The organism is Pseudomonas sp. ANT_H4, from assembly GCF_008369295.1.
GTDB lineage: Bacteria > Pseudomonadota > Gammaproteobacteria > Pseudomonadales > Pseudomonadaceae > Aquipseudomonas.
The window spans coordinates 1-14,083 of sequence record NZ_VOBG01000040.1 but is presented as its reverse complement, the minus strand read 5'-3'; the positions used below and the strand labels follow the sequence as shown (position 1 = coordinate 14,083).

Sequence of the window (14,083 nt, the reverse complement as noted above, 5' to 3'; positions counted from 1 at the left end):
AAGGTTGTCAGGGCTATTCAAGCGAAACGCTTCAGGCGAGGAACTTCAGGCGCTTGAGGTCGAAATGCTCAAGCACGTCAGCAGCCTTGGCGCGAAAGTTCTGGATATGCGCGCTCTGGTCGTGGTCGGCCAGCGCCGCGTCGTCATTCCAGCGTTCGAGCATGTAGAAGGTCTCGGGGTGTTGCAGGTCCTGGTGCAGGTCGTACTGCTGGCAGCCTGCTTCGGCACGGGTGGGTTCCAGCAGTGCGCGCAGCAATTGTTCTAGGGTGTCTTGTTGACCGGGTTTGGCGATCAGCGTGGCAATGACATTAAACGCGCTGGGCATATTCGACTCCTGATAGGGGATGAGCGGCATGAACAGATCATTGGCTATTTCTCTGCAAGATAAAACCCGCTAAAAGAGCAGTCTCTTTCAATATTTTATTGATAATCAGCCGGGACGATCGCCATGCTGCGTTTTGATGACTTGCAGTTGTTTGTCCGTGCAGCGGACTTGGGCAGCCTCTCGGCGGCGGCCCGTGTGATGGATATGTCGGCAGCCGTGGCCAGTGCCGCGCTCAAGCGCATCGAGCAGCAACTGGGCGCGCGTCTGCTGGCCCGCTCGACACGTAGCCTGCGCTTGACCGCCGAGGGCGAGGGGTTTCTGGAGTACGCCCGCGCCGCGTTGAGCAATCTGGATGAAGGTCGCCGATTGCTGGCCAGCGGTCAGGATCAGGTTAGCGGTGTGCTGCAACTCTCGGCACCTTCGGACTTTGGCCGCAACCTGCTGCTGCCCTGGCTCGACGAGTTCCAGCGTGAGCACCCGAAGCTGACCGTGCGCTTGCTGTTGGGCGACCGGATCGCCGACCTGTTCCGCCAGCCCGTGGACATCGCCTTGCGCTACGGCGAACCGGAAGACTCCAGCCTGATTGCCTTGCCCATCGCCGCGCAGAACTTTCGGGTGCTGTGTGCGGCCCCTGACTACCTCGTGCGCCATGGTGAGCCGCGTCATCTGGAGCAGCTGGCCCAGCACAACTGCCTGCTTTATATGCTTGGCAGTCGCGTCCATGACCATTGGAGTTTTCACGACAGCAAGCGTGAGGTCAGCCTGACGGTGACAGGCGACCGCTTCAGTGACGACGCCGATGTGGTTCGTCGGTGGGCATTGGCCGGTGTCGGCATTGCCTATAAATCCTGGCTGGACGTCAGCGCTGATGTTTTGGCCGGGCGCTTGCGGTTGATCCTGCCGGAGCTGCGTTGTGAACGTGCTCCGCTCAATCTGCTGTGCGCCCATCGCGCGCAGTTGAGTAAGCCGATCAACCTCCTGCGTGAAATGCTCGTGTCCCGTTGTGCGAAATTGACTGCGCAGTTTCCGGAGCGATTGATCTCTACACCATAACCTCGGGAATGCCGGGGCGATGTAGCGTTGCACCTATACAGCCTGAGCTGTATCCGACGTCGGCGCAGGCCCGGGGGTCGGGCTTTGCGCCTACGGTAGTTCGGAGTTAAGGCTTCACCAACCGTGCGTCCAGGCTGTTCTGCGCCAGGCGTTTGGCCTGGTCCTGGGTCATGCCCAGAGACGTGTGCAGTGCATGGAAATTCTCGGTGACATAACCGCCGAAGTACGCCGGATCGTCCGAGTTGACTGTGACCTTCACGCCACGCTCCAGCATGTCGAGGATGTTGTGCTGGGACATATCGTCGAATACGCAAAGCTTGGTGTTGGACAGCGGGCATACCGTCAGTGGGATCTGCTCGTCGATGATCCGCTGCATCAAGCGTTCGTCTTCGATGGCGCGTACACCATGGTCGATGCGCTCAATCTTCAACAGGTCGAGGGCTTGCCAGATGTATTCCGGCGGACCTTCTTCGCCAGCATGGGCGACGGTCAGGAAACCTTCATGGCGGGCACGATCGAACACCCGCACAAACTTGCTCGGTGGGTGACCCATTTCCGAACTGTCCAGGCCAACGGCGACAAATGCATCACGGAATGGCAGTGCCTGGTCGAGGGTTTTCTCGGCTTCGTCTTCGCTCAGGTGGCGCAGGAAGCTGAGGATCAAGCCGCTGGTGATGCCCAGTTGTTGCTCGCCATCTTTGAGTGCTGCGGCAATGCCGTTGAGCACAACTTCGAAGGGCACGCCACGGTCGGTGTGGGTCTGTGGGTCGAAAAAGGGCTCGGTGTGGATCACGTTCTGCGCCTTGCAGCGCAGCAGGTAGGCCCAGGTCAGGTCGTAGAAGTCCTGCGAGGTGCGCAACACATCGGCGCCCTTGTAATAAAGGTCGAGAAACTCTTGCAGGTTGTTGAAGGCGTAGGCCTTGCGCAGGGTTTCGACGTCGTTCCACGGCAGCGCGATCTTGTTGCGTTCGGCCAGTGCGAACAGCAGCTCAGGTTCCAGCGAGCCTTCCAGGTGCAGGTGCAATTCAGCCTTGGGCAGGGCGTTGAGCCAGTCGTACATTTATAAAATCTCATCAGGTGCAATGGCGGCATTCTACAGGCGCAATGCGAAATAATCGGCAAAACCTGACCAGACGATGGGTATTCGGTTTGCAGGGTTCATGCCTCGTGCAAGCAGTGAGTGAACTAAGGTGTAACGAAACGTTAGCGATGTGGCGCAGTCTGTACCCCATCAGTGACTGATTTGTCGCTCGAAAAGGCCCGTGATGCTCACATCCCTCAAGCAAGAAAAATTTATGCTGCTGGCGCTGATTGCCGCCATTGCCGCCTACCCGCTGGAGCACTGGTTGCTGCACAGCGGGCAGAGGGTTGCGCTGCTTGGTGGCATGGCGTTGATCGGCTTTATCGTGATTGCTTCAATGCGCGTGGCTCATCACGCAGAGCAGTTGGCGGAAAAGGTCGGCGATCCATACGGCACGATGATCCTGACCCTGGCCGCCGTGCTGGTGGAAGTGGTGATCCTGGCAATCATGATGAGTAACGAACCATCGCCAACCCTGGTGCGCGACACCATCTACTCGGCTGTAATGCTCGATATCAACGGCATTCTCGGCCTGGCCGCGCTGATGGGCGGCATCAAGCATGGTGAACAGTCCTACAACGATGATTCGGCACGGACCTACAGCGTGATGATCCTCACCGCCATGGGCGTGTCGATGGTGGTGCCGGAATTTATCCCCGAGTCTGACTGGAAAATTTACTCGGCCTTCACCATCGGTGCGATGGTGGTGCTGTACACCCTGTTCCTGCGAATGCAGGTCGGGCCCCACAGTTATTTTTTCAGCTACAGCTACCCGGAAAAACGCGGCAAGAAACAGCCGGAAGATGAGGCGCCGTCGATCAATCTGGCGTTCTCAATCGGCACTCTGGTGTTCGGTGTGGTGGTGATTGGTGCGCTGGCCGAGGTGATGTCCAAGACATTGGACCTTGGGCTGGAAGGGACGGGTGCTCCGCCTGTGATCACGGCAATCGTGGTGGCGGCAATTTCCGCCGCGCCGGAAATTTTGACTGCGTTGCGCGCCGCTCTGGCCAATCGCATGCAGTCGGTGGTCAACATTGCGCTTGGTGCGTCATTGTCGACGGTGATTTTGACGGTGCCGGTAATGGAGGCCATGGCGTTGTACACCGGCCAGCCGTTTCAGATGGCGATGACCCCGGTACAAACAGTGATGGTTTTTATCACGCTGATTGTCAGCGCGATCAACCTCAACGATGGCGAAACCAACGCCATCGAAGGGATGACCCATTTTGTGTTGTTTGCGACCTTTATCCTGTTGTCGTTGTTGGGGGTGTAGCGTCAGCCGCTGATCAACTGCCGTGCCGCCTGGCTGTGATCGGCGATCAGGCCTTTCAGGTCGAGGCCTTCGACCTGCCCATCGATCACGCGCCACTTGCCGCCCACCATCACCCGATCCGCCCGGTCGGCGCCGCACAACAGCAGCGCCGAAATCGGATCATGGCTGCCGGAGAAGCGCAGCTCATCGAGCTTGAACAGCGCCAGGTCAGCTTGCTTGCCCACGGCCAGCTCACCGATGTCACTGCGCCCGAGCAATTGTGCGGAGCCTTTGGTAGCCCAACCCAGGACCAACTCCGGGGTGATTTTTTCCGCCCCGTAACGTAGGCGCTGGATATACAGGGCCTGGCGGGTTTCGAGGATCATGTTCGAGGCGTCGTTGGAGGCCGAGCCGTCCACGCCCAGGCCCAGCGGCGCGCCAGCGGCAATCAGGTCCAGGGTCGGGCAGATGCCGGAGGCCAGGCGCATGTTGGAACTTGGACAATGGCAGACGCCGGTGCCGGCCGCGCCCAGGCGGGCGATTTCCTCGGGGTTGAAGTGAATGCCATGGGCCAGCCAGGTGCGCGGGCCGAGCCAGCCGACGCTGTCCAGGTAATCCACGGTGCGCAGGCCGAAGCGTTGCAAGCAGAAGTCTTCTTCGTCGAGGGTTTCCGCCAGGTGGGTGTGCAGGCGCACGTCAAGGCTGTTAGCCAGTTCGGCGCTGGCGGACATGATTTGCGGCGTGACGGAGAACGGTGAGCAGGGCGCGAGGGCGATCTGGATTTGGGCGCCGTCGCCACGCTCGTGGTAGCTGCCGATCAGTCGCTGGCTGTCTTCGAGGATCACTTCGCCTTGTTGCACGGTCTGTTGCGGTGGCAGACCACCATCAGCTTCACCCAGGCTCATGGAACCACGGGTCAGCATGGCGCGCATGCCTAGCTCACGCACGCTCTCGACTTGCACGTCGATGGCATGTTCCAGGCCGTCGGGAAACAGGTAGTGATGGTCCGCCGCCGTGGTGCAGCCAGAGAGCAACAGTTCAGCGAGGGCCACTTTGGTAGCCAGTGCCAGTTTTTCCGGAGTCAGGCGAGCCCATACCGGATACAGGGTTTTCAGCCACGGGAACAACGGCTGGTTGACCACCGGTGCCCAGGCGCGGGTCAGGGTTTGATAGAAGTGATGATGGGTGTTGATCAGGCCGGGAAGGATCACATGCTCGCGGGCATCGAAGACTTGTCCACAGGCTGTGGCGGGTTGTTGCCCCAGGCCGAGGACTTCAACGATTACACCGTCTTGCAGCACCAGGCCGCCACGGGCGTCGAGGGCATTGGCGGTGAAGATCGCGAGAGGGTTTTTTAACCAGATACGGGTCGCAGGCATTGGCCGGCTCCTCTGAATGATGGGTTCAGGTTTGCCAGCTCAGTGTTGCCCTGTCTGCTGATCCAGGGTCGCCGGGGAGGGCGAGGTGGGCAGTTTACGTGTAGTCCACAGCCGGGTCTATCGCCGGCAATCGGCGATAGACCTGTATGACGTTTACCAGGGGATGGTCTGGCCCTTGTAGTTTACAAAGTGGTGGCCACCCTTGCCGGTGTAGGCATTGACTTGGTCGATCAAGCCGCGAACGCTGGTCTGGACGTCAATCTGCGCGCCTTCTCCGCCCATAGCGGTTTTGACCCAGCCCGGATGGAGCGATAGGACGGTCAGTTTCTGATCACCTAACTGCGTGACAAAGCTGTTGGTCATGGAGTTGAGCGCGGCCTTGCTTGCTTTGTACAGAGCCAAGTCCGCGCCGTCGGGGATGGTCACGCTGCCCAGCACCGAACTCATGAAGGCCAGCACCCCGCTGTCTGCACGGATCTGCCCGGCAAACCGTTGCGCCAGGTTGATCGGCGCCACGGCGTTGGTGAAAAACAGTTGGCCCACTTCGGCCTGGGTGGCGTGGCCGGGCGTCTGATTGACGGGACCTTTGACGCCAGCATTGACGAACAGCAGGTCGAAGGTTTTCCCCTTGAGGCGTTGGCTCAGGGCGTTTATGGCTAGCTGGTCGTCCATGTCCAACTGTTCGATTTGCACTTGGCCGAGGGCTTTCAGGGCGTCGGCCTTTTGCGGATCACGCACGGTGGCGGTGACTTGCCAGCCGTCTGCCAGCAGTTGGTTGACCAGGCCAAGGCCCAGGCCTCGGGAGGCGCCGATGATCAGTGCGGTTTTTGGCGTAGACATGAGTAGCTTCCTTTGCGGTGCAAGTTCATGGGTTCAATGGACAACGCTGGCCGAGTCTTTGCTGCAACTCCTGGCGCAGGTGGCCGAGTTCGACGATGCGGGTTTCGATCAGGTTGAGCTTGTCTTGCAACAGTTGGGTCACGGCGCTGTCGGGGTCGGCCGCTTTCCATAGCGCCGCGACGCTACTGCCGATTTCGCCGAGGCTGAATCCCAGGCGCTGAGCGGTCTTGATATACAGGACCAGTTGCACCATTTCCGCCGGATAGTCGCGGTAACCGTTGGCGCTGCGTTGGGCGGCAATCAATCCACGCTGCTCGTAGAAACGCAGGGTGTCGCGGCTCACGCTGCTGGCCAGGGCCAATTCGCCGATGCGCATAAGGTGGGCTCGATAGGGCTTGACCCTGGAGCATACTCCAGGCTTTAGCCTGCTTGCTTCTTGAATCGAAGGAGCTTGCTGATATGTGGACTGCACACCAATACCGTCAACTGGTGCGTGCCAGCGGCTGGTACGACCTGATCGTCACCGCTGCGTTTGTCACGCCTTGGACTTTTCTTTTGCTTCACAACGCTTTGCTGGCCTTGAACCTGCCAGGCGAACTGCCGCCCTTTGCGCCTATTCATGTGCTGATGGCCAACCTGATGGGGTCGATTGTCTGTGTGTGGGCGGTGTTGCGGATCCGCGATCCCCAGGTGATTTTTGGACGCTATGACGCGGTGGGCCGGATGCTGTTTGCCACTTGGCAGATTTATGCGCTGGTTCACGGCGCCAGTTCGGCGTTGTTGATCGTCCTGGTGTTTGAAGTGCTCTGGTTGGTGGCGCAGTTAATGCCGGTGCGCCAGGTAGCAGACTGATCAAAAAACGTTCAATTTCATCGGGGCGTTGCTGCCTATGCTGCCCGGACACTCTTGCACGGGTTATCCACAGGTTGTTCCACAGTAATTGTGCGCAAGCGTCATCGGTGGGTATAAGCGCTGTACCCCTTTGTTCTAAAGGTGATAACCAGCCTAACTGACTGTTTTTTAGCTGGATTAATACTTTAGTGTGGTTGCTTGAGCAAAAACTGAACAACGGCCGCAAACCCTTGTGACAGAAGGGTTACAGGGGAGTGTGCTCAGGTTATCCACAGGCAGGTGCACAGTAGATGTGGGCAATTTCAGCGTTGCAGGCGGATGCGTCCACGGCTCAGGTCTGCGAGCTGATTCTGTAACGTGTCGATGTGCGCCTCTTCCAGCATAAGCTGCAGTTCGACGCCATTGGCGGTGAAGGTTTCCTCCACCACCAGTCCGCCCAGATCGGCGACACGAAGTTTCACCAGTGTCAGCTCGGCGAAACCACAGGCACAGCTTAGCGGCACGCGTTTGATCAGTTCAACGCGCTCGGCGCCGTGCAGGCATTTATTGGCACCGCCGCCATAGGCGCGGGCCAAACCGCCAGTGCCCAACTGGATGCCGCCGTACCAGCGGATCACCAGCACCACGACCTGGTCGCAGTCTTGTGCTTCGATCGCTGCCAGGATCGGTCGCCCGGCAGTACCGCCGGGTTCGCCATCATCGTTGCTGCGGTATTGATCGCCCAGCTTCCAGGCCCAGCAGTTGTGCGTGGCGTTCAGGTCGCTGTGTTGGTCGATGAAAGCCTGGGCGTCCAGGGGGCTGGCAATAGGGGTGGCGAGGGTAATGAAGCGGCTTTTGCGTATTTCTTCGCGAAATTCGCAAAGGCCAGTAAGGGTGAAAGGCATGAGTCGCTTCGTTTAGAGGGCTGGCTTGATGCCGCAGCCTTTGAGAATGATGTGGATAAGGTTGGTGCCAGCGTCTTCCATGTCTTGTTTGGTCAGCTTGGTGCGACCAGTGACACGGCAGATCTGCGTGGCGAAGTCGGCGTAGTGCTGGGTACTGCCCCACAGCAGGAAGATCAGGTGTACCGGGTCGACCGGGTCCATTTTTCCCGCGTCGATCCAGGCCTGGAGCACCGCCGCGCGGCCGCTGAACCAGGCACGGTAGTCCTGGCCGAAATATTCGCTCAGGCATTCGCCACCGCTGATGATCTCCATGGCGAAGATCCGCGAGGCTTGGGGCTGGCGGCGGGAAAACTCCATTTTGGTGCGGATATAGCGAGTCAGCGCTTCGGCTGGATCATCTTCGGCGGTCAGCGTATTGAAGGTGCTGTCCCACAGTTCGAGGATGTTGCTGAGCACGGCGATGTACAGCCCCAGCTTGTTGGTGAAGTAGTAATGCAGGTTGGCCTTCGGCAGCCCGGCGCTCGACGCGATGGTGTTCATGCTGGTGCCTTTGTAACCATGGCGAGCGAACTCGTCTTCGGCGGCCTGGATGATCGCTTGTTCGTTCTTTTGCCGAATGCGGCTTGCAGGTTTTCCGGCGTGGTTGCTGTGGGCAGGAACTTCGAGGCTCATGGAGGTTTCCGTGCAGATCGATAAATGCGACGTGTGCACAGATAACCCACCCTCAAGCCTCAGACAAGTCCCGATACGATAAAAGCGTCAAAGCGGTTCCAGGGTGTCGCTTTCCAGGGCCGGATTTGCGGCAGGTGTCGTGGCCTTGGCTTCCGGTAATAGCAGGCACAATACAATTGCCGTCAGGCCGCCGCTGGTGATGGCCGAGTCGAACAGGTTTTGTACTAGCGTTGGCATCAGATGCAACAAATTCGGTTGGGCTGCGATGCCCAGGCCGACACCGAACGAGGTGGCGATGATCAGCATGCTGCGCCGATCCAGTGGCGCTTGTGCAAGGATGCGCACGCCGGCGGCGGCCACACTGCCGAACATCACCAGGGTCGCGCCGCCCAGCACCGGCTTGGGGATCTGCTGCAACACGGCGCCAATCAGAGGGAACAGCCCGAGACAAAACAGCACCACGCCGATGTATAGGCCGACATAGCGGCTGGCGACGCCGGTCAACTGGATGACGCCATTGTTCTGGGCGAAGGTGGTGTTGGGGAAGGCACTGAAGGTGGCGGCGATCATGCAGCTGATGCCATCACCCAGAACGCCGCCCTTGAGCCTGCTTATATAAGAAGGGCCGCTGATAGGTTGGCGGGCAATCATGCAATTGGCGGTGAGGTCGCCGACGGTTTCGATGGTGCTGATCAGATAAATCAGCGCAATGGGTAGGAACGCTGTCCAGTCGAAATTGAAACCAAAGCGGAACGGGGTCGGCAGGCTTACCAATGGCAAGTCCGGCAAGGCGTGCGGTACCAGAGTGCCACTGAACCAGGCGGCGAGACTGCCCAGGGCCAGGCCGATGATGATGGCCGAGAGGCGCACCCACGGCGTGTTCGAACGGTTGAGCAGGATGATAGTCAACACCACGAACAGGCCTAGCGCCAGGTTGGTGGGCGCGCCGAAATCGGGGGCGTTGAAACCGCCACCCAGATCAGTGATGCCGACCTTGATCAGGCTGATGCCGATCAAGGTGATGACAATGCCTGTCACCAGTGGCGTGATTACCCGCCGTAGTTGGCCGATAAAACGGCTCAACACTACCTGCACCGCCGCGCCGAAAAAGCACACCCCGAAAATCATCGCGAGGATGTCTTCCGGGTTGCCGCCCCGTTGCTTGACCAGAAACCCTGCTGATAACACCGCGCCGAGAAAGGCGAAGCTGGTGCCCTGCAGGCAGATCATCCCGGCGCCAATGCCAAACGGCCTACGAGCCTGAATGAAAGTACCGACCCCCGAGACCATCAACGCCATGCTGATCAGGTAGGACAGGTGGGCGGTCAGGCCCAAGGTGGAACCAATGATCAGCGGCGGGGTGATGATACCGACGAAGCTGGCGAGTACGTGTTGCAGTGCGGCAAGTAAGGCGGGCAATGGTTTTGGGCGGTCATTGAGGCCGTAGATCAGATCGCTGGAGCTGGAAGACTCTGGTGGCATGGCGTTGGAACTCAAGGCTGACGATTCAAGGTCCTCATACCTTGCAAAAAGCTGTCCAGTTGCTCAGGTTTTATATGGGCGCCGTGTTAGCGGGTGGCGGCCAGGCTTTCGAGGAAACTTTCCAGCACCAAATGAGGGCGGCGACCCTTGCGCGTGACCGAAGCGAGGCTCAAATCATAAAAGCGTGCGGCGGGTTTCAGGGCGCGCAAGCGGCCTTGTTGCACCCAGAGGCTGGCGTAGTGATCCGGCAGGTAGCCGATGTAGCGACCGGTGAGGATCAGGAATGCCATGCCTTCACGGTCCGAAGCACTGGCGGTGCAGTTGAGGGCTTGATAGTGAGCCTGGATTTCGGCGGGCAAGCGGAAGGTCGGCGCAATGGCGTCCTGTGAGTTGATGCGTTCGTCGTTGAGTTGCTTGTCGTCTGCATAAAACAGCGGATGACCGACCGCGCAGTAGAGCAGCGAGCGTTCACTGTAAAGCGGCTGATATTCGAGGCCCGACAGTGCGCTGGTCTGGGGCACGACGCCGACATGCAAGCGCCCGTCGAGCACCCCTTGCTCCACTTCGTTGGGGGCGATCATACGGATTTGGATCTGTACGTCTGGGCCGCGTTCTTTCAATTGCGCCAAGGCGTGGGTGATACGCATGTGGGGCAGGGTGACCAGGTTGTCGGTCAGACCGATGGTCAGTTCGCCGCGCAAGTGTTGGTGCAGGCCGTTGACCTCGGTGCGGAAACTTTCCAGGGCACTGAGCAGCTGCAGTGCCGATTGATAAACCTCGCGTCCTTCTTCCGTCAGGGAAAATCCGGCGCGACCACGCTGACACAGACGCAGGCCCAAGCGTTGCTCGAGATCACTCATCTGCTGGCTGATAGCTGAACGGCCAATCCCCAGCACGGTTTCTGCCGCCGAGAAGCCACCGCACTCCACCACGCTGCGAAAGATGCGCAGCAAGCGAATATCGAAGTCGCTCACTTGGGCCAGGGGATCGGGTCGACGGCTACTCATAGTTTAGTGAAGGCCTGACTGAAGGTTAGAAGAGTTGGATTTCACAGACTTTATCCCCGTGGCAATTTAGCTGCAACTACGCTTTTCGATCCCTACGCCGCCTATAGCCTTGCGAGGATTTTGCAGATGAACATGCCCGAAAACGCTCCGTCGTCCCTGGCCAGCCAGTTGAAGCTGGACGCTCACTGGATGCCGTACACCGCCAACCGCAACTTTCACCGCGACCCGCGCCTGATTGTGGCTGCCGAAGGCAGTTGGTTGATCGATGACAAGGGGCGCAAGGTCTATGACTCGTTGTCTGGCCTGTGGACCTGTGGTGCCGGGCATACCCGCAAGGAAATCCAGGAAGCCGTCGCCAAGCAGCTCGGCACTTTGGACTACTCGCCAGGCTTTCAATACGGTCATCCCTTGTCTTTTCAGTTGGCAGAAAAGATCACCGATCTGACACCGGGCAACCTGAACCATGTGTTCTTCACCGACTCCGGTTCCGAGTGCGCCGATACCGCCGTGAAGATGGTTCGTGCTTACTGGCGCCTGAAAGGCCAGGCGACCAAGACCAAGATGATCGGCCGTGCCCGTGGTTATCACGGTGTGAACATCGCCGGTACCAGCCTGGGTGGTGTTAACGGCAACCGTAAAATGTTTGGCCAGGCGATGATGGATGTTGATCACCTGCCTCACACATTGCTGGCGAGCAATGCTTTCTCCCGTGGTATGCCAGAGCTGGGTGGTATCGCTTTGGCCGACGAACTGCTCAAGCTGATCGAGTTGCACGACGCATCCAACATTGCTGCCGTGTTTGTTGAACCGATGGCCGGTTCCGCCGGCGTGCTGGTACCGCCACAGGGTTACCTCAAGCGTCTGCGTGAGATCTGTGATCAGCACAACATTCTGTTGGTGTTCGATGAAGTGATCACTGGCTTCGGCCGTACCGGTTCGATGTTCGGCGCCGACAGCTTTGGCGTGACACCGGACCTGATGTGCATCGCCAAGCAAGTCACCAACGGCGCGATCCCGATGGGCGCGGTGATTGCCAGCACGGAGATCTACCAAACCTTCATGAACCAGGCGACGCCTGAGTACGCGGTGGAATTTCCCCACGGTTACACCTACTCGGCGCACCCGGTGGCTTGCGCTGCGGGCCTGGCAGCACTGGACCTGCTGCAAAAGGAAAACCTGGTGCAGAGCGTGGCCGAAATTGCCCCGCACTTTGAAAATGCGCTGCACGGTCTGAAGGGCAGCAAGAACGTCATCGACATTCGTAACTACGGGCTGGCTGGTGCGATTCAGATCGCCCCGCGTGATGGTGATGCCATCGTGCGTCCATTCGAAGCAGGTATGGCGTTGTGGAAAGCGGGCTTCTACGTGCGCTTCGGCGGCGACACTCTGCAATTCGGGCCAACCTTCAACAGTAAGGCGCAGGACTTGGATCGCTTGTTCGACGCGGTCGGCGAAGTGCTGAACAAGATCGACTGATTTCTCCTTCTATATAGAACAACTACCAGGTGCGACGAGAGTCGCGCCTGTGGACAACTTTTCAGGAGCCCTGCATGAGCCTTATCCAGCATTTGATCAACGGCGAACTGGTGACCGAAAACGGTCGCAGTGCTGATGTTTACAACCCGTCCACCGGCAAAGTGATTCATCAAGTACCACTGGCCAGCCGGGAAACCATTCAAAGCGCTATCGACTCGGCGAAGGCGGCATTCCCTGCCTGGCGCAACACACCGCCGGCCAAGCGTGCCCAGGTGATGTTTCGTTTCAAGCAATTGCTGGAACAGAACGAAGCGCGTATCTCGCAATTGATCAGCGAAGAGCATGGCAAGACCCTGGAAGATGCGGCGGGTGAGTTGAAGCGCGGTATCGAGAACGTCGAATACGCGTGCTCGGCGCCGGAAATCCTCAAGGGTGAATACAGTCGTAACGTTGGTCCGAACATTGATGCATGGTCCGATTTCCAGCCGCTGGGTGTGGTCGCCGGTATTACGCCATTCAACTTCCCGGCGATGGTGCCGTTGTGGATGTATCCGCTGGCGATCGTTTGCGGTAACTGCTTCATCCTTAAGCCTTCGGAGCGTGATCCAAGCTCGACATTGCTGATTGCTCAACTGCTGCAGGAAGCCGGCTTGCCTAAAGGCGTGATGAGCGTGGTGCATGGTGACAAGGGCGCGGTGGATGCGTTGATCGAGGCGCCGGAAGTTAAAGCGCTGAGTTTTGTCGGTTCGACGCCGATTGCCGAGTACATCTATTCCGAAGCCACCAAGCGCGGCAAGCGTGTGCAGGCTTTGGGCGGGGCGAAGAACCATGCGGTGCTAATGCCGGATGCGGACTTGGACAATGCGGTCAGTGCTCTGATGGGCGCGGCCTATGGTTCCTGTGGTGAGCGCTGTATGGCGATCTCGGTGGCTGTTTGCGTGGGCGATCAGGTGGCCGATGCGTTGATCGCCAAGCTGGTGCCGCAGATCAAGGCGTTGAAGATTGGTGCGGGTACTTCTTGCGGCCTGGACATGGGGCCGCTGGTGTCTGGTCAGGCGCGAGATAAAGTCAGTGGCTATATAGAAGACGGTGTTTCTTCTGGCGCCGAGTTGGTGGTCGATGGTCGCGGCTTGAGTGTTGCCGGTCATGAAGACGGCTTCTTCCTGGGCGGCTGCCTGTTTGATCGCGTGACTCCAGAGATGCGCATCTATAAAGAAGAGATCTTTGGGCCGGTACTGTGTGTGGTTCGGGTGAATAGCCTGGAAGCGGCGATGCAACTGATCAATGATCACGAGTATGGTAATGGCACCTGTATCTTCACCCGCGATGGAGAGGCGGCGCGGCTGTTCTGTGACGAGATTGAAGTGGGCATGGTTGGCGTCAACGTGCCGCTACCGGTTCCGGTGGCTTATCACAGCTTCGGTGGCTGGAAGCGTTCGCTGTTTGGCGACCTGCATGCCTATGGGCCGGATGGGGTGCGTTTCTATACCCGTCGCAAGGCGATTACCCAGCGCTGGCCGCAGCGGGCCAGCCATGAAGCCTCGCAGTTTGCTTTTCCTAGCTTGTAAGTAGAAGGCAGAAGGCCGGCCTGTAGGGGTTGGCCTTCGCTTTTTCGGGTTTTTTTGACTGATATGACAGAATTGTGAAAGTAGAGGTTGACGGCAGATCCTGGAAGTCTATAATTCGCCCACTTCCGGCGCAGTCGAAACGGAAAACTCCTTGGTAAACAAAGAGTTATGTAGGTTTCGATAGCGAGTTGCTTCAGTTCATCGAAGCCCAG

General features: G+C 58.7%; 14 protein-coding genes. 5 read left to right on the top strand and 9 right to left on the bottom strand.

Translation table 11 applies throughout. The features are described 5' to 3' along the window. Positions 1-31: 31 nt before the first annotated feature. On the bottom strand, positions 32-325 hold the full coding sequence (locus tag FQ182_RS28060; protein WP_149414822.1) for a putative quinol monooxygenase: 294 nt from the start codon (positions 323-325) through the stop codon (positions 32-34). Positions 326-448: 123 nt separating this feature from the next. Between FQ182_RS28060 and FQ182_RS28055 the strand changes: the two genes are divergently transcribed. Continuing rightward, positions 449-1,378 carry a LysR family transcriptional regulator gene (locus FQ182_RS28055; protein ID WP_149414823.1) on the top strand — a complete coding sequence of 310 codons (930 nt, stop codon included), beginning with the start codon at positions 449-451 and terminating at the stop codon, positions 1,376-1,378. 106 nt (positions 1,379-1,484) lie between these two features. Here FQ182_RS28055 and FQ182_RS28050 read toward each other — a convergent pair whose 3' ends face one another. Further along, positions 1,485-2,438 carry an adenosine deaminase gene (locus tag FQ182_RS28050; protein ID WP_149414824.1) on the bottom strand — a complete coding sequence of 318 codons (954 nt, stop codon included), beginning with the start codon at positions 2,436-2,438 and terminating at the stop codon, positions 1,485-1,487. 205 nt (positions 2,439-2,643) lie between these two features. Here FQ182_RS28050 and FQ182_RS28045 point away from each other — a divergent pair, with 205 nt between their 5' ends. After that, entirely contained in the window at positions 2,644-3,732 is a 1,089-nt protein-coding gene (locus FQ182_RS28045) for a calcium:proton antiporter (protein WP_149414836.1), read from the top strand. Positions 3,733-3,734: 2 nt separating this feature from the next. On the opposite strand, the gene FQ182_RS28040 is transcribed toward FQ182_RS28045, so the two are convergent. The 3 genes from FQ182_RS28040 to FQ182_RS28030 all read right to left on the bottom strand — a co-directional run bounded on the left by FQ182_RS28040 (position 3,735) and on the right by FQ182_RS28030 (position 6,306). After that, positions 3,735-5,090, bottom strand: a complete 1,356-nt coding sequence (locus FQ182_RS28040) for an 8-oxoguanine deaminase (protein WP_149414825.1) — start codon at positions 5,088-5,090, stop codon at positions 3,735-3,737. Between the two features lie 153 nt (positions 5,091-5,243). Continuing rightward, the gene (locus tag FQ182_RS28035) at positions 5,244-5,930 is read right to left on the bottom strand and encodes an SDR family oxidoreductase (protein ID WP_149414826.1); all 687 of its coding nucleotides are present in this window, start codon (positions 5,928-5,930) and stop codon (positions 5,244-5,246) included. Positions 5,931-5,955: 25 nt separating this feature from the next. Continuing rightward, on the bottom strand, positions 5,956-6,306 hold the full coding sequence (locus FQ182_RS28030; protein ID WP_149414827.1) for a MerR family transcriptional regulator: 351 nt from the start codon (positions 6,304-6,306) through the stop codon (positions 5,956-5,958). An 83-nt stretch (positions 6,307-6,389) separates the two neighbouring features. Here FQ182_RS28030 and FQ182_RS28025 point away from each other — a divergent pair, with 83 nt between their 5' ends. Next, positions 6,390-6,782 (top strand): hypothetical protein, encoded by a 393-nt coding sequence (locus FQ182_RS28025; protein WP_149414828.1) that lies wholly within the window; start codon positions 6,390-6,392, stop codon positions 6,780-6,782. Positions 6,783-7,084: 302 nt separating this feature from the next. Here FQ182_RS28025 and FQ182_RS28020 read toward each other — a convergent pair whose 3' ends face one another. The 4 genes from FQ182_RS28020 to FQ182_RS28005 all read right to left on the bottom strand — a co-directional run bounded on the left by FQ182_RS28020 (position 7,085) and on the right by FQ182_RS28005 (position 10,827). Beyond that, the gene (locus FQ182_RS28020) at positions 7,085-7,666 is read right to left on the bottom strand and encodes a YigZ family protein (protein WP_149414829.1); all 582 of its coding nucleotides are present in this window, start codon (positions 7,664-7,666) and stop codon (positions 7,085-7,087) included. A gap of 12 nt (positions 7,667-7,678) precedes the next feature. Beyond that, a complete protein-coding gene (locus FQ182_RS28015) occupies positions 7,679-8,338 on the bottom strand; it encodes a TetR/AcrR family transcriptional regulator (RefSeq protein WP_149414830.1) in 660 nt (219 codons plus the stop codon). 87 nt (positions 8,339-8,425) lie between these two features. Further along, positions 8,426-9,820, bottom strand: coding sequence for a uracil-xanthine permease family protein (locus tag FQ182_RS28010; protein WP_149414831.1), 1,395 nt, complete (start codon positions 9,818-9,820; stop codon positions 8,426-8,428). Between the two features lie 86 nt (positions 9,821-9,906). Next, on the bottom strand, positions 9,907-10,827 hold the full coding sequence (locus FQ182_RS28005; protein WP_149414832.1) for a LysR family transcriptional regulator: 921 nt from the start codon (positions 10,825-10,827) through the stop codon (positions 9,907-9,909). Positions 10,828-10,953: 126 nt separating this feature from the next. On the opposite strand from FQ182_RS28005, the gene FQ182_RS28000 reads away from it, so the two are divergent. Continuing rightward, positions 10,954-12,303 carry an aspartate aminotransferase family protein gene (locus FQ182_RS28000; RefSeq protein ID WP_149414833.1) on the top strand — a complete coding sequence of 450 codons (1,350 nt, stop codon included), beginning with the start codon at positions 10,954-10,956 and terminating at the stop codon, positions 12,301-12,303. Positions 12,304-12,377: 74 nt separating this feature from the next. Further along, positions 12,378-13,871, top strand: a complete 1,494-nt coding sequence (locus FQ182_RS27995; protein ID WP_149414834.1) for a CoA-acylating methylmalonate-semialdehyde dehydrogenase — start codon at positions 12,378-12,380, stop codon at positions 13,869-13,871. The last annotated feature ends 212 nt before the right edge of the window (positions 13,872-14,083 follow it).